Origin of the sequence: Streptomyces tendae, from assembly GCF_008632955.1 — a bacterium.
Taxonomy (GTDB): Bacteria; Actinomycetota; Actinomycetes; order Streptomycetales; family Streptomycetaceae; genus Streptomyces.
Map to the genome: position 1 here is coordinate 1,745,465 of NZ_CP043959.1, position 18,638 is coordinate 1,764,102.

Consider the following 18,638-nt stretch of genomic DNA (forward strand, 5'->3'; position numbering starts at 1 on the left):
CGGTCAGCTCACCAGGGCCGCCGTGGTCAGCTCGCGGACGGCCACGACGTCCATCCGCGCGGGTGAGCCGAGCACCGAGCCGCAGCTCTCCGGCCGGGGCGGAAGGGACGCCCCCTGGGCGACCTCCACCCGCCAGCGCCGCCCGTCCGCGTGGGCGACGGTCACCTCCCAGCGCGGCGCGGCGCCCTCGGTGCGCACGACGCTCAGCACCTGCGCGGCGTCCTCACGCACGGCACGCCGCACGGCCAGCTCGGCCGCCTGACCGGGCCGCTCCCACGCGGAAGCGCCCCGGCATCCCCCGGTGACGATCCGGCCCTCGCGGGCGCCGTGCAGCACCTCCTTGACGGCGTGCGCCTCCGCCCTGCCGTACGCGTAGCCGTAGGGCAGCACGAGCACGGTGGGGGAGAAGCGGTGACCGCCCAGGTGGGTGACCTCCCAGACGCCCTCGACACCGGATGAGGCCAGCTCGGCGGCCAGGGGCCTGCCGAGCAGGGCGCAGCAGCGGTCGCGCTTGCCGTTGGTGCAGACGAGGGCGAGAGGGTCGCCCTGGTGGGGGACTCCGCCGAGCACCGAGCCGAAGCTGGCGGCGTCGCCGCGGCCGAGGGCCGGGAAGTCGAGGTCGCGCAGGCGGGCGGGGTCGGCGGTGGTGGCCTCGTGGAACCAGACGTTGCCCGGCACGGTGTGGGCCACGTACACGTGGCGTGAGGCGGGCATACGGCTGTCCGCGTGGCGCCCGGGGCGCCTGATGAGGGCGATGCGTACGCCCGTGCCCTTCGCGGCGGCCTCCAGGGCGCGGCCCAGCGCGGGGTCCAGGTGGCTCGACGTGAGCGCCTTGGCACCCCATGGGCCGGGCTGCTCCAGCAGCAGCCAGGTCGTCGCGGTGGCCGCGGTTCCCGCGACGGGCTCGTCGAGCTCGCGGGAGACGGTTGAGCACGTGCTACTCACACAGGTGAGCCTAACCTGACTTCGCCTCCGGCGCCTTGTCGGCCCACCGCGCCTCCAGCGCCGCTCGTCCCGGACGCTGGTAACAGCGACGTATGCCGAGAATGTGGCCGAGTATCGATTCTTCGCACACTTATCACCCTTACGGGTTATGCACGTGCGTCGGTTTTTCAGTGCAGGGCGAACCTGCCAAAATACGCTCGCGCGTCGCGCGGCATCGGGCGCTGGTGCTCGTGCCCAGAGAACAGAGGAAATCAGTGAGTCAGATCGTTCGCCGTCTCGGTGTCGCTCCGCATCTCCGAGGCAGTGTCAGTGGGGGGACGTGCCCCGACCTCTTCGAGTTGGCAGATGGGAACTTTGCCGTCATCGGAACGGATGTCACTGATTCGCTGGACTCTCAACTGCCCGCGGACGCCGCTCGCGCCGACTACGAGCGCATCGTCGTGGTCACCAGGGAAACCCTGATCAAGGCTAAGGCGGATATTCCGGACGCGTAGGTCACCTCTCGGTGGGTGGTTCTCCCACCACCCACCACTCGTCGGTGTCCGCCTCGTCCAACTGCAGCAGCAAGTCGTCGATCAGTTCGCCGAGTTCCGCCTCCTCTGTGCCCTTCAGGCTTGCGCGGTCGTCTCGCGTGGCCTCCCAGTAGTCCCTCACGATCGGGTTCTGGAATATGGCCCGGGCGTTCTTGTAGAACTCGTCGAGGGTGATGTTGCCCATGCGGTGATAGCACAGCAGATTGGTGTACAGGGCATTGGCGAACAGGTACTGACGGCGTTGCTGCGCGTTGACCGGGACCTTGTAGATGTCCAGCACCTCTGCGAGCTGCGGATCGTCGATCGCCTTGCTCAGCAATTCCCAGTGCTGGCGCTGCTGCATCGCCAGGTTGGCCCGCTGCTGGTTGCCCGCCCGCTCTTCCAACTGCTCCAGACGCCGGTTGATCACGTCCAACGCGTTCCGCTGTGCTGCTACGGCGGCGATCGCGCCCGCGACCATTCCCAGGCCGGCCGCGGTGGCCGAGTGGAACCTCCGCAGCCCCACGCTCTTTGTGCCCATGTCAAAAACCCCCGATCAGGCCGCCGTCCGCCGGTCGTCGGGTGGTGGGTCGACTGTAGGGAACCGGCGAGCGGTGGGCGGCGCTAGCCGCCTTCCAGGGTGCCGAGCGGCTCTGATCGGCGGGAAGGCGGAGAGGAGGCGCACGGAGGGAAGCGAGGGTCGCACAATCCGGCGCCTTGTCCAACGTCTGCCCCGCGAATGCTGCTAACAATCGTTCACTTCGGGGTCGCGGCGGGTACTCGTATCCTGGAGCGTCAGTCGTTCGTCCGTGCGCACGCCGTCAGCGAGCCGGTGTGCGCACAGGTGTGAGAGGGGTCGTGTGTCGGAGCGGAGCAGCGGGCGGCAGATTCCGGTGGTCGTCCTGGCCGGATTCCTCGGCTCGGGGAAGACCACCTTGCTCAACCACCTCCTCCACCGCAGCGGCGGCAGCCGTATCGGCGCGATCGTGAACGACTTCGGGGCCGTCGAGATCGACGCGATGGCCGTCGCCGGGGCACTCGGCGACTCCACCGTGTCCCTCGGCAACGGCTGCCTGTGCTGTGCCGTCGACGCGAGCGAACTGGACGAGTACCTCGAGCGGCTCGCCCGGCCCTCCGCCGGGATCGACGTCATCGTCATCGAGGCCAGCGGTCTCGCCGAGCCGCAGGAACTCGTCCGCATGGTGCTCGCCAGCGAACTGCCGGACATCGTCTACGGCGGTCTCGTCGAGGTGGTGGACGCCGCCGAGTTCGACGAGACCCGGTCCGCGCACCCCGGCATCGACCGGCACCTGGCGCTCGCCGACCTCGTGGTCGTGAACAAGACCGACCGGGTGGACGACCCGGGACCGGTGCTGAAGGCGGTCGGGGATCTGGTCGACCGCGCGGCCGTGGTGCCCGCCACGCACGCCCGGGTCGACCCCGAGTTCCTCTTCGACTGCCGGCCGAGCGAGGAGCGCGTCGGGCAGCTGTCCTTCGACGACCTCCACCGCGACGACCGCGAGCACGGCCACCACACCCATCTGCACGCCGGGTACGACAGCCTCTCCTTCGTGTCGGAGCGCCCGCTCGACCCGCGGCGGCTCATCGCGTTCCTCGACAGCAGACCGCAAGGCCTGTACCGCATCAAGGGGTACGTCGACTTCGGGGCGTACGACGCGCGCAACCGGTACGCCGTGCACGCCGTCGGCCGTTTCCTGCGCTTCTACCCGGAGCCGTGGCCGGCCGGCGCCGGGCGTGCGACGCAGCTCGTGCTGATCGGGACCGGCCTCGACACCGGTGCCCTGCGCGGGGAGTTGGAAGGGTGTGTGAGCGAGGGCGCCCCACACGCCGACGAGGCCGGCATGTGGGGCGTCCTGCGCTACGTCCAGGAGGCGGAGGACCCGGCGGCCTAGACCGGACCGGCCACCACGGACACCGTCTTCGGCAGGGACACGCCCGAGCCGTCCCGGCGCGGGTCGGGCTCCGGGAGGTCCACCGCGGTGCCGTTCTTCTGCGCGGCGCGCGCCGGTGCAGGGCCCGCCCAGGCCAGGGACAGGCAGTCCTCGCCCTTCAGGAACCGCTGGCAGCGCACACCGCCGGTGGCCCGGCCCTTGCGCGGGTACTGGTCGAACGGGGTCAGCTTGGCCGTCGTCTGGACCGAGTCGTCCAGCGTGCCCCGCGATCCCGCCACCGTGAACACCACCGCGTCCACCGCCGGATCGACCGCCGTGAAGCTGATGACCTTCGCGCCGTCGGCGAGCTTGATGCCCGTCATACCGCCCGCGGGCCGCCCCTGCGGGCGCACCTGGGCCGCCTGGTAGCGCAGCAGCTGGGCGTCGTCGGTGATGAAGACCAGGTCCTCCTCGCCGGTGCGCAGCTCGACCGCGCCGACGATCCGGTCGCCGTCCTTGAGGGTGATGACCTCGAGCTCCTCCTTGTTGGAGGGATAGTCGGGCACCACCCGCTTGACCACGCCCTGCTGGGTGCCGATCGCCAGTCCGGGCGAGGACTCGTCGAGCGTGGTCAGGCACACCACCTGCTCGTCGTCCTCCAGGGACACGAATTCCGCCAGCGGCGCGCCGCCCGACAGGCTGGGTGTCGGCATCGACTCCGGGAGCGTCGGCAGGTCGACCACGTTCACCCGGAGCAGCCGGCCGGACGAGGTGACCACGCCGATCTCGCCGCGTGCCGTGGCCGGGACCGCCGAGACGATCACGTCGTGCTTGACCCGCTTGGCGGCGGAGGCGCCGTCGAACGGCCGGTCGTCGACGGTGCGTGCCAGCAGCCCCGTGGACGACAGCAGCACGCGGCACGGGTCGTCCGCCACCTGCAGCGGCACCGCGGCCGGGGCGCCGGCCGACTCCAGCAGCAGAGTGCGCCGGTCGTTGCCGAACTTCTTGGCCACGGAGGCCAGTTCCGCCGAGACCAGCTTGCGCAGCTCCGCGTCCGAGTCGAGGATCCGGGTCAGCTCCTCGATCTCCGCGGTCAGCCGGTCCTTCTCGCCCTCCAGCTCGATCCGGTCGTACTTGGTGAGGCGGCGCAGCGGCGTGTCCAGGATGTACTGGGTCTGGACGTCGCTCAGCGAGAAGCGCTCGATCAGCCGCTGTTTCGCCTGCGCGGAGTTCTCGCTGGAGCGGATGAGGCGGATGACCTCGTCGATGTCGACCAGGGCCGTGAGCAGACCCTCGACCAGGTGCAGCCGGTCGCGCTTCTTGCCGCGGCGGAACTCCGAACGCCGGCGCACCACGTCGAATCGGTGGTCGAGGTAGACCTCCAGCAGCTCCTTGAGGCCGAGGGTGAGGGGCTGGCCGTCGACCAGCGCCACGTTGTTGATGCCGAAGGACTCCTCCATCGGCGTCAGCTTGTACAGCTGCTCCAGCACGGCCTCCGGCACGAAACCGTTCTTGATCTCGATGACCAGGCGCAGCCCGTGCGCGCGGTCGGTCAGGTCCTTGACGTCGGCGATGCCCTGAAGCTTCTTCGACCCGACCAGGTCCTTGATCTTGGCGATCACCTTCTCCGGGCCGACCGTGAAGGGCAGCTCGGTGACGACCAGGCCCTTGCGGCGGGCCGTCACGTCCTCCACGGTCACCGTGGCGCGGATCTTGAACGTGCCGCGGCCGCTCTCGTAGGCGTCCCGGATGCCGGAGAGGCCGACGATGCGGCCGCCGGTGGGCAGATCGGGGCCGGGGACGTGCTTCATCAGCGCGTCGAGGTCGGCGTTCGGGTACCGGATCAGGTGCCGCGCGGCGGCGACGACCTCGCGCAGGTTGTGCGGCGGCATGTTGGTGGCCATACCGACGGCGATGCCCGAGGCGCCGTTGACCAGGAGGTTCGGGAACGCGGCGGGCAGCGCCACCGGCTCCTGCTCCTGGCCGTCGTAGTTCGGCGCGAAGTCGACCGTGTCCTCGTCGATCGACTCGGTCATGAGGCTCGTGGCCTCGGTCATCCGGCACTCGGTGTACCGCATGGCGGCCGGCGGGTCGTCGTTGCCCAGGGAACCGAAGTTGCCGTGGCCGTCGACCAGGGGCACACGCATCGAGAACGACTGGGCCATGCGGACCAGGGCGTCGTAGATCGAGGCGTCGCCGTGCGGGTGCAGCTTGCCCATGACCTCGCCGACGACGCGGGCGCACTTCACGTAGCCGCGCTCGGGGCGCAGACCCATCTCGTTCATCTGGTAGACGATGCGGCGGTGCACCGGCTTGAGACCGTCACGCGCGTCAGGCAGGGCGCGGGAGTAGATGACCGAGTACGCGTACTCGAGGAAGGAGCCCTGCATCTCGTCGACGACGTCGATGTCGAGGATCTTCTCCTCGAACGGGTCGTCGGGCGGCGGGGTCTTCGTGCTGCGGCGGGCCATCGCTGCCGGCTCCTTGCTGAGCGTGGACGGGATCTGACGCGGACCATTGTGGACCTTCGCACTGACAGGGCGGGACCAGGACCCGGGTCCGGCAGCCCTGTTCGACGCGGTGCGGCGGCGCGAGCAGGGTACGCCGCGCGGCCCGCGCACGTCCCGCGGGGGCGTTGCCGCGTGCGGCGGCCGGCCCGCCGCCCAGGACCACGACCACCCGTACCGGGCGCGCGCCTTGGGCAGCGGCGCGGGACGCCCGCGAGCCCACCGAGAGCCGGTGCCCGCGCCTCGCGCGCCCCCCTGCCGCGCCCCCACCCCCCCGCCGAGGGCTGCTGTCCCGCATCTTCGTGCGCCGCCCCTCGCCCTGCCGTCAGCACCGGTGCCCCAACGCCCCACGGCGCACGCCCGTGTACGGAGAGTGCGGACCCGCCCGTGCCCCGTCGCGCCCCACCGCGCACCCCCGTACCCCCCGTCCCACCAGGTTCTCGCTCTCGGCGTAGCCGCCGGAGGCGGGAACTCCGCCGACCGTCCGCGCGCTTGCATACAGTGGCAGGACCGGCAGAAACGGGCGGTGTCGACGACGACCGCCTCCGCGATCGAAGGGACGTACATGCCCATGGGTCACACGGCCACAGCCCAGGCAGGCTCCGGAGGCCTGACAGCGACCGAACACCGCCTGGCCAACGGCCTGCGCGTGGTGCTCTCCGAGGACCACCTGACCCCGGTCGCCGCGGTGTGCCTCTGGTACGACGTCGGCTCACGGCACGAAGTCAAGGGACGCACCGGTCTGGCTCACCTCTTCGAGCACCTGATGTTCCAGGGGTCCGCCCAGGTGAAGGGCAACGGACACTTCGAACTGGTCCAGGGCGCCGGCGGCTCGCTGAACGGCACCACCAGCTTCGAGCGCACCAACTACTTCGAGACCATGCCCGCCCACCAGCTGGAGCTCGCCCTCTGGCTGGAGGCCGACCGCATGGGCTCCCTGCTGACCGCCCTGGACGAGGAGTCCATGGAGAACCAGCGGGACGTCGTGAAGAACGAGCGCCGTCAGCGGTACGACAACGTCCCCTACGGCACGGCCTTCGAGAAGCTCACCGCCCTCGCCTACCCGGAGGGCCACCCGTACCACCACACGCCCATCGGGTCGATGGCGGACCTGGACGCGGCGACCCTGGAGGACGCCCGCCAGTTCTTCCGCACCTACTACGCGCCGAACAACGCGGTGCTGTCGGTGGTCGGTGACATCGACCCGGAGCAGACGCTCGCCTGGATCGAGAAGTACTTCGGCTCCATCCCGTCCCACGACGGCAAGCCCGCCCCGCGTGACGGCGCGCTGCCGGACGTCATGGGCGGGGAGCTGCGCGAGGTCGTCGAGGAGGAGGTTCCCGCGCGGGCGCTGATGGCCGCCTACCGGCTCCCGGAGGACGGCACGCGCGCGAGCGACGCGGCCGACGTGGCACTCACCATCCTCGGCGGCGGCGAGTCCTCCCGGATCTACAACCGGCTGGTGCGGCGCGACCGCACGGCCGTGGCGGCCGGTTTCGGCCTGCTGCGGCTGGCCGGTGCGCCCTCGCTCGGCTGGCTGGACGTCAAGACGTCCGGTGACGTGGAGGTGCCGGTCATCGAGTCCGCCATCGACGAGGAGCTCGCCCGGTTCGCCGAGGAGGGCCCCACCGAGGAGGAGATGGAGCGCGCCCAGGCCCAGCTGGAGCGCGAGTGGCTGGACCGGCTCGGCACGGTCGCCGGCCGGGCCGACGAACTGTGCCGTTACGCCGTGCTGTTCGGAGACCCGCAGCTCGCCCTGACGGCCGTGAGCCGGGTGCTGGAGGTGACGGCCGAGGAGGTCCAGGAGGTCGCCAAGGCCCGCCTGCGGCCCGACAACCGCGCGGTGCTCGTCTACGAGCCCGTCGCCCCGGAGGCCGTGGACGGCACCGACGAGACCGACGAAGCCGCCGCAGCCGCCGGCGCCGACGAGAACGAGGAGGCGGCGAAGTGACCGAGCTCGCCACGATGGACTTCCACCCCCGGCCGCAGGCGGGCGAGGCCAAGCCCTGGGCCTTCCCGGCCCCCGAGCGCGGCACGCTCGACAACGGCCTGACCGTGCTGCGCTGCCACCGCCCCGGCCAGCAGGTGGTCGCCGTCGAGGTGATCCTCGACGCGCCCCTGGACGCCGAGCCGGACGGTCTCGACGGCGTCGCCACGATCATGGCGCGGGCCTTCTCCGAGGGAACCGACAAGCACACCGCGGAGGAGTTCGCCGCCGAGCTGGAGCGCTGCGGCGCCACCCTGGACGCGCACGCCGACCACCCCGGCGTCCGTCTCAGCCTCGAGGTACCCGCCTCACGGCTCGCCAAGGGCCTCGGGCTGGTCGCCGACGCGTTGCGCGCGCCCGCGTTCGCCGACAGCGAGGTCGAACGGCTGGTCCGCAACCGCCTCGACGAGATCCCGCACGAGCTGGCGAACCCGTCCCGCCGTGCCGCGAAGGAGCTCTCCAAGGAGCTGTTCCCGGCGAGCGCGCGCATGTCGCGCCCGCGCCAGGGCTCCGAGGAGACCGTCGAGCGCATCGACTCCGCGGCCGTGCGCGGCTTCTACGAGAAGCACGTCCGCCCGGCCACGGCCACCGTCGTCGTGGTCGGCGACCTCACCGGCATCGACCTGGACGCGCTGCTCGCCGACACCCTGGGTGCCTGGACCGGCTCGCAGGCCGAGCCGCGGCCCGTGCCGCCGGTGGTGGCCGACGACTCCGGCCGGGTCGTCATCGTGGACCGGCCCGGCGCCGTCCAGACGCAGCTGCTCATCGGCCGCATCGGTCCGGACCGGCACGACCGTGTGTGGCCCGCGCAGGTGCTCGGCACGTACTGCCTCGGCGGCACCCTGACCTCCCGCCTGGACCGCGTCCTGCGCGAGGAGAAGGGATACACCTACGGCGTGCGGGCGTTCGGCCAGGTGCTCCGGTCGGCCCCGGACGGCACGGGCGCGTCGATGCTGGCCATCAGCGGTTCCGTCGACACCCCCAACACCGGCCCGGCGCTGGACGATCTGTGGACCGTCCTGCGCACGCTGGCCGCCGAGGGCCTCACCGACGAGGAGCGCGACGTGGCCGTGCAGAACCTCGTGGGGGTCGCCCCGCTGAAGTACGAGACGGCCGCGGCCGTCGCCGGCACCCTGGCCGACCAGGTCGAGCAGCACCTGCCCGACCACTACCAGGCCGACCTGTACCGGCAGTTGGCCGCGACCGGCACCGTGGAGGCCACGGCCGCGGTGGTGAACGCCTTCCCGGTGGACCGTCTGGTGACCGTCCTCGTCGGTGACGCCGCGCAGATCAAGGCGCCCGTGGAGGCCCTGGGCATCGGTGAAGTCACCGTCGTGACGGCTGAGTAGGGCCCGGCCGGGACACGCGGGCGCGAGGAGCCCTGGTGGCGGGAACGTCACCAGGGCTCCCTTATGCCCGAATTGGGGCGGAGGTTGCCTGTCTGCCGTGTGGGATGCGCTACAAAAACCGGGATTCGTTTGAGGATTGCGAGACGCCCCGCTTAGTTTCATGCGGGCTGTTCGTCAGGCAGTGCGCCGCATCCGCGGCACCGGACAGTCATCGCCGAGTCCCCGTACGGCGCGAGCCAGGGGAGCCGGGGACCCACCTGTAGTCCCTGGGGTGAATCGGACGCCCGCGCGTGTCGCGAGGGGGTCCGTAGGAGACCTTCCTGCTCCGAACCCGTCAGCTAACCCGGTAGGCGAGAGGGAAGGAAAGGAACAGCCTGTACATGGCGTTCACGCGCGCCACCGGGAAGCACCGTCGTCCCAGCCGCGTCCAGCGCGGCACCGCCCGCGCCGCGGGCGTCGCGGCCCTCGCGGGCACCGGCGTCGTCGGCTCGCTCGCGGCCCCCGCACTCGCCGCCGAGCCCGCCGCGGCGCAGACCGGCCTCACTCCCGTCGTCACCCTGGGCGGCGTGGTCGCCGACCGCGTCGACGCGCAGGCGGCCGCCCAGCACGAGGCGGCCCGTGAGGCGGCCGAGGCCGCCGCGCGCAAGGCCGCGGAGGAGGCGGCCCGGGAGCGGGCGGCCGAGGAGGCCGAGAAGGCCCGTGCGGAGAAGGAGCGCGCCGCGCGCGAGGCCGAGCGCAAGCGTCTCAACACCTTCGTCTCCCCGATCCCCGGCTCGTACGTCTCGACGGCCTACCAGAGCGGCGGCGCCATCTGGTCGTCCGGCAGCCACACCGGGATCGACTTCCACGCCGCGAGCGGTACGCCCGTCCAGTCGGTCGGCGTCGGCACCGTCGTCGAGGCCGGCTGGGGCGGCGCGTACGGGAACCAGGTCGTGATCAAGATGCACGACGGCACCTACACCCAGTACGCCCACCTGTCCTCCCTCGCCGTGTCGGTGGGCCAGGAGGTCACCGCGGGCCAGCAGATCGGCCTCTCCGGCGCCACCGGCAACGTCACGGGCGCCCACCTGCACTTCGAGGCGCGCATGTCCGAGGAGTACGGCTCCGACCTGGACCCGGTCGCCTACCTCCGGTCGCACGGCGTGAACATCTAGGGAACGCCCTGGGCGCGCAGGCCGCCCTCCCGGCCCCGGCTCCTCGTGAGCCGGGGCTTTCGCCGTTTCGGGGCCCGTCCGCCCGAGCGCCCTCTGTCCAAAAATTATGTATGGATTCCCGCCCGCCGTCGGAAATTGTCGCCGATTGCAATAGAGTCACGAACGGACGTCAATCGTCGACGTTTCACGGGGATTAATGCGGAGGTCGGTCATGCGTATTCCCGCGCACTCGGTGTGCACGGCGATCCGGGACGACATCGTCGCCGGTGTCTACGAGCGCGGTGGCCGGCTGACCGAGGAACTGCTCGCCCGCCGCTACGGGGTCTCCCGCGTCCCTGTGCGCGAGGCGCTGCGCACGCTGGAGGCCGAGGGCTTCGTGGTGACCCGGCGGCACGCGGGGGCGTGCGTCGCGGAACCCACCGAGCAGGAGGCCGCCGACCTGCTGGAGATGCGCCAGCTCCTGGAGCCCCTCGGTGCCTCCCGGGCGGCCCGGCGGCGCACCGACGCCCATCTCAAGGTGCTGCGCGGCCTGGTCAGGCTGGGGCAGGAACGCGCACGTCAGGGCAACAGTGACGACCTGCGCTCGCTGGGCGGCTGGTTCCACGAGACGCTCATCCAGGCCTCGGGGAGCCCCGCGCTGACCTCGATGCTGACCCAGCTGCGGCACAAGATCGAGTGGATGTACGCGGTCGAAGGGCCGGCGGATCCGGTCGCGTACTGGGCGGAGCACGGCGCGATCGTGGACGCCGTGGCCCGCGGCGACGGCGACCGGGCACGGACCCTCACGGCGCTGCACACCGAGCAGGCGAGCGCCGGGCACCGGCTGCGGTTCGCCTCCGGTGCCGACCGCGCCGTACGCGCGGAGCGTGTGAGGAACTCGCAACATCCCGTAAACATGCCGAGCCTGCGCCATTAACACGAGCCCCGTATACAAAGAGCGGGTAATTCGCGGGGGCTTTTTCTGCTGCCCGGAAAGAGAAATGCAAAAGGCCCGCCCGGTGGTCGGGACGGGCCTTTCGGTGCCGTGTGGACGACTGGGGAGAATTCCCCCGCGGCCGTCTGTGCGGCTATTCGTGCTCAGACGGTCTCGGGAAGCTCCTCGAGCCCCTCGGCGACCAGCTTCGCCAGACGGTCCAGGGCGGCGTCCGCGCCCTCGGCGTCGGAGGCGAGGACGATCTCCTCACCGCCCTGGGCGCCCAGGCCCAGGACGGCCAGCATCGAGGCCGCGTTCACGGGGGTACCCCCGGCCTTGGCGATCGTCACCGGGACGCCTGCGGCCGTGGCGGCTCGGACGAAGATGGAGGCGGGGCGGGCGTGGAGACCCTCGGCCCAGCCGACGTTGACGCGGCGCTCAGCCATGTGTTGCTGCCCTTCGCAGTTCAGGGTTGTCTAGACCAGTCTTCCATATCGTGGCGCGTGCCCGGAGCGGCGTCCGGAACGGCCCCGCGACCCCCGGGCCGCGGCCTCGGCCCGGCGGTCGTCCACCACAGACTGCCTCGCGCCGCCGTCGGATGCGAGCCGTAGTCTGGGGCCCATGCAGACCGCGTCGGACCGCCACGAGTACCCCGCCCACTGGGAGGCCGACGTGGTGCTGCGCGACGGCGGCACCGCGCGCATCCGCCCCATCACGGCCGACGACGCCGAGCGGCTGGTCAGCTTCTACGAGCAGGTGTCGGACGAGTCGAAGTACTACCGCTTCTTCGCCCCCTACCCGCGGCTGTCCGCCAAGGACGTCCACCGCTTCACCCACCACGACTTCGTGGACCGGGTGGGGCTCGCGGCGACCGTCGGCGGCGAGTTCATCGCCACGGTGCGCTACGACCGCATCGGCGCCGGCGGACGGCCCGCGAGCGGAGCGGAGGCCGACGAGGCCGAGGTCGCCTTCCTGGTGCAGGACGCCCACCAGGGCCGGGGCGTCGCATCCGCCCTGCTGGAGCACATCGCCGCCGTCGCCCGCGAGCGCGGCATCCGCAGGTTCGCCGCGGAGGTGCTGCCCGCCAACACCAAGATGATCAAGGTGTTCACCGACGCCGGGTACACCCAGAAGCGCAGCTTCGAGGACGGAGTCGTGCGCCTGGAGTTCGACCTCGAACCCACCGACCGCTCCCTCGCCGTGCAGTACGCGCGCGAACAGCGCGCGGAGGCGCGCTCGGTGCAGCGGCTGCTCGCGCCCGGCGCGGTGGCCGTCATCGGCACCGGCCGCACCCCCGGGGGCGTGGGACGGAGCATCCTCGACAACATCCGGGACGCCGGGTTCACCGGCCGCCTCTACGCCGTGAACGGGGCGCTGCCGGACGGACAGAAGGAACTCGACGGCGTGCCCGCCTTCCGCTCGGTGCGCGACATCGACGGGCCCGTGGACCTGGCGGTTGTCGCGGTGCCCGCCGAACGGGTCCCCGACGTGGTCGCCGAGTGCGGCGAGCACGACGTCCAGGGGCTCGTGGTGGTGTCCGCCGGCTATGCCGAGTCCGGCCCCGAGGGTAAGGAACGCCAGCGCGCCCTGGTCCGGCAGGCCCGCAGCTACGGCATGCGGATCATCGGACCGAACTCGTTCGGCGTCATCAACACCTCGCCCGAGGTCCGGCTGAACGCCTCGCTCGCCCCCGACATGCCCCGCCCCGGCCGGATCGGACTCTTCGCCCAGTCCGGCGCCATCGGGGTCGCCCTGCTGTCGCGCCTGCACCGGCGCGGCGGCGGCGTCACGGGCGTGACGGGCGTCTCCACGTTCGTCTCCTCCGGCAACCGCGCGGACGTCTCCGGCAACGACGTCCTGCAGTACTGGTACGAGGACGCCGACACCGACGTCACCCTCATGTACCTGGAGTCCATCGGCAACCCCCGCAAGTTCACCCGCCTCGCCCGCCGCACCGCCGCGGCGAAGCCGCTGGTCGTCGTCCAGGGCGCACGCCACGGGGCGGGACCGCGCGGGCACGCCGTCCGCGCGACCCAGCTGCCCCACGCGACCGTGTCGGCGCTGCTGCGGCAGGCCGGGGTGATCCGCGTCGACACCATCACCGAACTGGTCGACGCGGGCCTGCTGCTCGCCCGCCAGCCGCTGCCGGCCGGGCCCCGGGTGGCGATCCTCGGCAACTCCGAGTCCCTGGGCCTGCTCACCTACGACGCCTGCCTCGCCGAGGGGCTGCGCCCGCACCCTCCGCAGGACCTCTCCACGGCCGCATCCGCGGCGGACTTCCACGCCGCGCTCTCCCGCGCGCTGGCCGACGACACCTCCGACGCCGTGGTCGTCACCGCCCTCCCGGCCGTGGGGGAGGGCCCGGTCGGCGACGCGGCCCTCGCCGAGGCGCTGCGCTCGGCGGCCGCCGCGGCACCGACCAAGCCCGTCCTCGTGGTCCACGTGGAGCTGGGCGGCCTCGCGGAGGCCCTGTCGGCCGCGACCAGCACGGCACCCCAGCCGGGCACGGTCTCCGGCCCGGTCCCGGCCGACGGGGACGCGACGGCGGACGGCGGCACTGGGGCGCAGGACGCCGAACCCCTCGCCCCGGCCGCAGCGTCCGCGCCGGTCCCCCCGCCCGAGGGCGCCCATCTCATCCCCGCCTACCCCGCCGCCGAGCGTGCCGTACGGGCGCTCGCGCAGGCCGTGGCGTACGGGCAGTGGCGGCGCGAGGCCGCCGACCCCGGCAAGGTGCCCGAGTACGAGGACATCGACGAACGCCGCGCCGCCGCCCTCATCGAGGGGCTGCTCTCCCGCGGCCAGGGCCTCACCCTCACCACCGACGCCACCTGCCAACTGCTCGCCGCCTACGGCATCCACGTGCACCGCGCCCTGCCCGCGTCCACCCCGGACGCAGCCGCCGAGGCCGCCCGCACCCTCGGCTACCCGGTCGCCCTCAAGGCGACCGCCCCCCACCTGAGGCACCGCGCCGACCTGGGCGGCGTCCGCCTGGACCTGGCCGACGAGGAACAGCTGCGCCGGGCGTACGGCGAGCTGACCGAGCTGTTCGGGGGCCCGGAGGAACTGCGCCCGGTGGTGCAGCGCATGGCCCCGCGCGGGGTCGACACCGTCGTCCGCGCGGTCATCGACCCGGCGGCCGGCGCCGTGCTGTCGTTCGGGCTCGCCGGGGCCGCCTCCCAGCTGCTGGGCGACATGGCGCACCGCCTGATCCCGGTCACCGACCGGGACGCGACCTCGCTGGTGCGGTCGATCCGCACCGCGCCGCTGCTGTTCGGCTGGCGCGGCTCGGCGCCCGTCGACACCCCCGCGCTGGAGGAGCTGATGCTGCGGGTGTCGCGGCTGGTCCACGACCATCCGGAGGTCGTCGCCGTCACCCTGGAGCCGGTCGTCGTCGCCCCGCACGGCGTGAGCGTCCTGGGCGCCTCCGTGCGCCTGGCCCCGCCGCCCGCCCGCGACGACCACGGGCCCCGGACCCTGCCCACGTACTGACCGGGGGCGAGCGGTGCCTCGCAGTCAGTGGCCACCCGTAGGATGGGCGACATGGCCAAGACCAGTACGACGACCCAGGGGCTGCGGGCGGCGATCGAACGCAGCGGCTACTACCCGGCTCTCGTGGCCGAGGCGGTGGAGGCCGCCGTGGGCGGCGAGCCCGTCCGGTCGTACCTGGTCCACCAGGAGACGACGTTCGACCAGAACGAGGTGCGGCGGCACGTGACCGTGCTCGTCCTCACCGGAAACCGCTTCATCGTCAGCCACACCGACGAGCAGGCCGCGGACAGCACCTCCTCCACCCCCTACGCCACCACCTCCACCGAATCGGTGAAGCTCGGCCGGATCTCGTCGATCGTGGTCAGCCGCGTCGTCGCCAACCCGGAGTCGTACACGCCGGGCACGCTGCCGCGCGAGATCGTGCTCACCATCGGCTGGGGTGCCGTCTCCCGCATCGACCTGGAGCCGGCCGCCTGCGGCGACCCCGACTGCGAGGCCGACCACGGCTACACGGGCAACTCCACGGCCGACGACCTGAGCCTGCGCGTCAGCGAGGCCGGTGACGGCCCGGAGACGGTGCGCCAGGCCCTGGTCTTCGCCCAGGCCCTGTCCGAGGCGACCGCGGACCTGCACTGATGGCTCACCCTCCGCCCGCCGCCCACGACCGGGGGCACCCGGCAGCGCACCTCTGGGACACCCACCCGGAGCCGCTCCCCGTCGACTCCGCCCCGGTACCGGCGTACGGCACCGGCTCCCTGGCCGACCTGCTGCCCACCCTCGCCGCCGGCCTCGGCGTCCCCGGCATGACCGCCGGGATCGACGAGCTCACCCCCGCCGACCGCAACTGCGTCTTCCTGATCGACGGCCTCGGCTGGGAGCAGCTCAAGGCCCACCCGGAGGAAGCGCCGTTCATGACGTCTCTGCTGGCCGCCTCCCGCGGCGGCACCGGACGTCCGATCACCGCCGGGTACCCGGCGACCACCGCGACCTCCCTGGCCTCCGTCGGCACCGGCCTGCCGCCGGGCGCCCACGGTTTGCCCGGCTACACCGTGCGCGACCCGGACACCGGCGAGCTGATGAACCAGCTGCGCTGGCAGCCCTGGACCCCGCCCGGCGCCTGGCAGCCGTACCCGACGGTCTTCGAACTGGCGCACCGCGCGGGCGTGCACGCCGCGCAGGTGTCCTCCCCGCACTTCGCCAACACCCCGCTGACCAAGGTCGCGCTCAGCGGCGGCACCTTCCAGGGACGGCTGTCCGGGGAGGACCGCATGGACACCGCGGCGGAGCAGCTGGCCGCCGCCGACCGCTCGCTGGTCTACACGTACTACGCCGAGGTCGACGGGGCAGGCCACCGCTTCGGCGTCGACTCCGACACCTGGCGCGGCCAGCTGATGTACGTCGACCGCCTGGTGCAGCGCCTGGCCGAGCAGCTGCCGCCGCGCAGCGCCCTCTACGTCACCGCCGACCACGGCATGATCGACGTGCCCTTCGACGAGCAGCACCGGATCGACTTCGACGAGGACTGGGAGCTGAAGGCGGGCGTCGCCCTGCTCGGCGGCGAGGGCCGCGCGCGCCACGTCTACGCGGTGCCCGGCGCCGCGGGGGACGTGCTGGCCTGCTGGCGTGAGGTGCTCGGCGAGCAGTTCTGGGTGGCCTCGCGCGAGGAGGCGATCGACGCGGGCTGGTTCGGCCCGTCGGTCGACGAGCGCGTCCACCAGCGGATCGGCGACGTGGTCGCGGCCGCCCGGGACGACGTCCTGCTCATCGCCTCCGAGCGGGAGCCGAGGGAGTCGGCGATGGTCGGCAACCACGGTTCCATGACCCCTGCCGAGCAGCTGGTCCCCCTGCTCGAAGTACGCTCCTGACGCGCGCCCCTGTTACTGATCCCTGCCGAAAGGTGCCCGACCCCCCATGTCCGAGCTGGTGTTCTTCTGCGGAACGATGGACTGCGGGAAGTCGACGCTGGCTCTGCAGATCGAGCACAACCGGTCGGCACGCGGCCTGGTCGGCATGATCTTCACGCGGAACGACCGGGCCGGCGAGGGCAAGCTGTCCTCCCGCCTGGGCCTGGTCACCGACGCGGTGGAGGTCGGTGACGGCGCCGACCTGTACGCCCACCTCGTCGACCACCTCTCGCGGGGGCGGCGCGCGGACTACGTGATCGCCGACGAGGCGCAGTTCCTCGCGCCCGAGCAGATAGACCAGCTCGCGCGCGTGGTGGACGACCTGGAGCTCGACGTCTACGCCTTCGGCATCACCACCGACTTCCGCTCCAAGCTGTTCCCCGGCTCCCAGCGCCTGGTCGAACTCGCCGACCGCGTCGAGGTGCTCCAGGTCGAGGCCCTGTGCTGGTGCGGCGCCCGCGCCACGCACAACGCCCGCACGGTCGGTGGCGTCATGGTCGTCGAGGGCGCCCAGGTCGTCGTCGGCGACGTCACCGGCTCCACGGACGAGATCGGCTACGAGGTCCTCTGCCGCCGCCACCACCGGCGCCGGATGACGGCGGCGACGGCGAGGGCGGCGGCCCTGGCACCGGACGTGCTGCCGGTGTCGTCGAGCTGACGACGCCCACGGGGCCGGATCAGTCCGCCGCCTCCAGCAGCAGCTCGGTGAGCTCTTTCGGCATCGTGACCATGCAGTCGTGCCCGGTGGGCAGTTCCCGTACCCGGGACGGGGACCCGTTGGGCTGGGTCGCGGGGACGGGGCGCCGGATGATGCCCTCCGGAGCCGCGCCCACGCAGTGGATGTGGGTGCGGGCGACCTGCCGCAGGGCTGGGTCGTCCAGGCGGGCCGGCTGTTGCAGGCAGCGGACCGGGTGGTCCGAGAGCATCCCGCGCAGCCACGACGCGTCCGCCGGGTCGGTCACGCCGAACAGGCCGAAAGGCGGGGGCAGTTCCGGAAGCGGCGCGATGCGCCAGGGGGTGTCCGTGGCCGCGGCGAGGTCGATCAGGTTCCGGGTGACGGGCTGCACCTCGAGCGCCGTCTCACCGTGTTCCGGCACCATCGCGTCCAGATACACCAGGTGCGCGACCCGCTCCGGGACCTCGTTCGCCGCCGACGAGATCACCAGTCCCGCGTAGCTGTGGCCGACCAGGATCACGTCGGTCAGGTCCTCGTCCTTGATCAGCCGGACGACGTCCTCGACGTGCGTGTCCAGGCCCACCTCGGGACCGAGCAGGTGCGCCCTGTCGCCGTAGCCGGTCAGGGAGGGGTGGAACACGCGGTGGCCGGCCGCTTCCAGCAGCGGGGCCACCCGCTCCCAGCACCGTCCGTCGTGCCAGGCGCCGTGGACAAGGAGGTACGTCGACACAGGGGTGCCTTTCGCGCAGGGGGCAGGGGAGGGAGGCGGTTCCCTTCCGTGCCTCGGTACGCTTCGGGAACCGCTCGTTCATCGTGGTGCACCCGCCCGGTCACGGGCAATAAGGCACATTTCGGTGACCCGGTTCCCCGGAGGTAACCATGACCCCACCCGACGGCTCGTCAGAGCCGGTACGCCGGCAGGACCCGTGCCGGACGGCCGACGTGCTGAACATCGTCGGCGACAAGTGGTCCCTGCTGGTCGTCCGCAACCTCAGCCAGGGGCCGCGCCGCTTCACCGAGCTCAAGCGCGCCACCACCGGCATCAGCCAGCGCATGCTGACCGTCACCCTGCGCAGCCTGGAGCGCGACGGCATCCTCACGCGTACGGTCCACAACGTCATGCCGCCGCACGTCAGTTACGAGCTCACCCCGATGGGCGCGACCCTCCGCGAGGCCACCGCGCCCCTGCTGGAGTGGTCCACCCGCAACCTGGACGGCATCGAGTCCGCCCGGGCGGCCTACGACACCCGCGCCGAGTCCGCGCAGCCGACTCCCTCGTAAGGCCGGCCCGGCGGGGGTGCCCGCCAGGA

General features: G+C 72.3%; 16 protein-coding genes and 1 riboswitch. Of the genes, 11 read left to right on the forward strand and 5 right to left on the reverse strand.

Annotation, left to right across the window (positions count from 1 at the left end; genetic code table 11):
* Window positions 1-3: 3 nt before the first annotated feature.
* The gene (locus F3L20_RS08150; protein WP_150153422.1) at window positions 4-945 is read right to left on the reverse strand and encodes a sucrase ferredoxin; all 942 of its coding nucleotides are present in this window, start codon (window positions 943-945) and stop codon (window positions 4-6) included.
* 254 nt (window positions 946-1,199) lie between these two features.
* Between F3L20_RS08150 and F3L20_RS08155 the strand changes: the two genes are divergently transcribed.
* The gene (locus F3L20_RS08155; RefSeq protein ID WP_150153424.1) at window positions 1,200-1,439 is read left to right on the forward strand and encodes a hypothetical protein; all 240 of its coding nucleotides are present in this window, start codon (window positions 1,200-1,202) and stop codon (window positions 1,437-1,439) included.
* Between the two features lies 1 nt (window position 1,440).
* Here F3L20_RS08155 and F3L20_RS08160 read toward each other — a convergent pair whose 3' ends face one another.
* Window positions 1,441-1,998, reverse strand: coding sequence for a DUF6082 family protein (locus tag F3L20_RS08160; RefSeq protein ID WP_150153426.1), 558 nt, complete (start codon window positions 1,996-1,998; stop codon window positions 1,441-1,443).
* 319 nt (window positions 1,999-2,317) lie between these two features.
* Between F3L20_RS08160 and F3L20_RS08165 the strand changes: the two genes are divergently transcribed.
* On the forward strand, window positions 2,318-3,370 hold the full coding sequence (locus F3L20_RS08165; RefSeq protein WP_150153428.1) for a CobW family GTP-binding protein: 1,053 nt from the start codon (window positions 2,318-2,320) through the stop codon (window positions 3,368-3,370).
* Here F3L20_RS08165 and F3L20_RS08170 read toward each other — a convergent pair.
* Complete coding sequence (locus F3L20_RS08170) at window positions 3,367-5,820, reverse strand: DNA gyrase/topoisomerase IV subunit A (RefSeq protein WP_150153430.1); 2,454 nt, start codon at window positions 5,818-5,820, stop codon at window positions 3,367-3,369. The genes F3L20_RS08165 and F3L20_RS08170 overlap by 4 nt on opposite strands.
* Window positions 5,821-6,421: 601 nt before the next feature.
* On the opposite strand from F3L20_RS08170, the gene F3L20_RS08175 reads away from it, so the two are divergent.
* The 4 genes from F3L20_RS08175 to F3L20_RS08190 all read left to right on the forward strand — a co-directional run bounded on the left by F3L20_RS08175 (window position 6,422) and on the right by F3L20_RS08190 (window position 11,262).
* Window positions 6,422-7,807 (forward strand): M16 family metallopeptidase, encoded by a 1,386-nt coding sequence (locus F3L20_RS08175; RefSeq protein ID WP_150157259.1) that lies wholly within the window; start codon window positions 6,422-6,424, stop codon window positions 7,805-7,807.
* Window positions 7,804-9,192, forward strand: coding sequence for a M16 family metallopeptidase (locus F3L20_RS08180; RefSeq protein WP_150153432.1), 1,389 nt, complete (start codon window positions 7,804-7,806; stop codon window positions 9,190-9,192). The genes F3L20_RS08175 and F3L20_RS08180 overlap by 4 nt, the downstream gene beginning before the upstream one ends.
* Before the next feature lie 202 nt (window positions 9,193-9,394).
* A riboswitch (cyclic di-AMP (ydaO/yuaA leader) is annotated at window positions 9,395-9,560 on the forward strand.
* 12 nt (window positions 9,561-9,572) lie between these two features.
* On the forward strand, window positions 9,573-10,346 hold the full coding sequence (locus tag F3L20_RS08185; protein WP_150153434.1) for a M23 family metallopeptidase: 774 nt from the start codon (window positions 9,573-9,575) through the stop codon (window positions 10,344-10,346).
* Between the two features lie 211 nt (window positions 10,347-10,557).
* Entirely contained in the window at window positions 10,558-11,262 is a 705-nt protein-coding gene (locus F3L20_RS08190; protein ID WP_145828576.1) for a GntR family transcriptional regulator, read from the forward strand.
* Between the two features lie 161 nt (window positions 11,263-11,423).
* Here the strand turns inward: F3L20_RS08190 and F3L20_RS08195 are convergent, their stop codons facing one another.
* The gene (locus F3L20_RS08195) at window positions 11,424-11,705 is read right to left on the reverse strand and encodes an HPr family phosphocarrier protein (protein WP_006136411.1); all 282 of its coding nucleotides are present in this window, start codon (window positions 11,703-11,705) and stop codon (window positions 11,424-11,426) included.
* Between the two features lie 175 nt (window positions 11,706-11,880).
* Here F3L20_RS08195 and F3L20_RS08205 point away from each other — a divergent pair, with 175 nt between their 5' ends.
* From F3L20_RS08205 to F3L20_RS08220, 4 genes are read left to right on the forward strand one after another with little or no spacing between them, the layout of a single operon-like run.
* On the forward strand, window positions 11,881-14,748 hold the full coding sequence (locus F3L20_RS08205) for a bifunctional GNAT family N-acetyltransferase/acetate--CoA ligase family protein (protein ID WP_150153436.1): 2,868 nt from the start codon (window positions 11,881-11,883) through the stop codon (window positions 14,746-14,748).
* A gap of 51 nt (window positions 14,749-14,799) precedes the next feature.
* A complete protein-coding gene (locus F3L20_RS08210) occupies window positions 14,800-15,384 on the forward strand; it encodes a DUF5998 family protein (RefSeq protein WP_145828578.1) in 585 nt (194 codons plus the stop codon).
* Entirely contained in the window at window positions 15,384-16,613 is a 1,230-nt protein-coding gene (locus tag F3L20_RS08215) for an alkaline phosphatase family protein (RefSeq protein ID WP_150153438.1), read from the forward strand. Before F3L20_RS08210 ends, F3L20_RS08215 begins: the two co-directional genes overlap by 1 nt.
* A 46-nt stretch (window positions 16,614-16,659) precedes the next feature.
* Window positions 16,660-17,310: a thymidine kinase gene (locus F3L20_RS08220; protein ID WP_150153440.1), complete on the forward strand. Its 651-nt coding sequence runs from the start codon at window positions 16,660-16,662 to the stop codon at window positions 17,308-17,310.
* A gap of 19 nt (window positions 17,311-17,329) precedes the next feature.
* Here the strand turns inward: F3L20_RS08220 and F3L20_RS08225 are convergent, their stop codons facing one another.
* On the reverse strand, window positions 17,330-18,058 hold the full coding sequence (locus tag F3L20_RS08225; protein WP_150153442.1) for an alpha/beta fold hydrolase: 729 nt from the start codon (window positions 18,056-18,058) through the stop codon (window positions 17,330-17,332).
* Between the two features lie 149 nt (window positions 18,059-18,207).
* Here F3L20_RS08225 and F3L20_RS08230 point away from each other — a divergent pair, with 149 nt between their 5' ends.
* Window positions 18,208-18,609 (forward strand): winged helix-turn-helix transcriptional regulator, encoded by a 402-nt coding sequence (locus F3L20_RS08230; RefSeq protein ID WP_150153444.1) that lies wholly within the window; start codon window positions 18,208-18,210, stop codon window positions 18,607-18,609.
* Window positions 18,610-18,638: the final 29 nt, after the last annotated feature.

Coding starts and splice junctions, on each gene's coding strand:
- F3L20_RS08160 (WP_150153426.1), bottom strand. CDS start 1,998: ATGGGCACAAAGAGCGTGGGGCTGCGGAGGTTCCACTCGGCCACCGCG.
- F3L20_RS08170 (WP_150153430.1), bottom strand. CDS start 5,820: ATGGCCCGCCGCAGCACGAAGACCCCGCCGCCCGACGACCCGTTCGAG.
- F3L20_RS08175 (WP_150157259.1), top strand. CDS start 6,422: ATGCCCATGGGTCACACGGCCACAGCCCAGGCAGGCTCCGGAGGCCTG.
- F3L20_RS08185 (WP_150153434.1), top strand. CDS start 9,573: ATGGCGTTCACGCGCGCCACCGGGAAGCACCGTCGTCCCAGCCGCGTC.
- F3L20_RS08190 (WP_145828576.1), top strand. CDS start 10,558: ATGCGTATTCCCGCGCACTCGGTGTGCACGGCGATCCGGGACGACATC.
- F3L20_RS08195 (WP_006136411.1), bottom strand. CDS start 11,705: ATGGCTGAGCGCCGCGTCAACGTCGGCTGGGCCGAGGGTCTCCACGCC.
- F3L20_RS08205 (WP_150153436.1), top strand. CDS start 11,881: ATGCAGACCGCGTCGGACCGCCACGAGTACCCCGCCCACTGGGAGGCC.
- F3L20_RS08210 (WP_145828578.1), top strand. CDS start 14,800: ATGGCCAAGACCAGTACGACGACCCAGGGGCTGCGGGCGGCGATCGAA.
- F3L20_RS08215 (WP_150153438.1), top strand. CDS start 15,384: ATGGCTCACCCTCCGCCCGCCGCCCACGACCGGGGGCACCCGGCAGCG.
- F3L20_RS08220 (WP_150153440.1), top strand. CDS start 16,660: ATGTCCGAGCTGGTGTTCTTCTGCGGAACGATGGACTGCGGGAAGTCG.
- F3L20_RS08230 (WP_150153444.1), top strand. CDS start 18,208: ATGACCCCACCCGACGGCTCGTCAGAGCCGGTACGCCGGCAGGACCCG.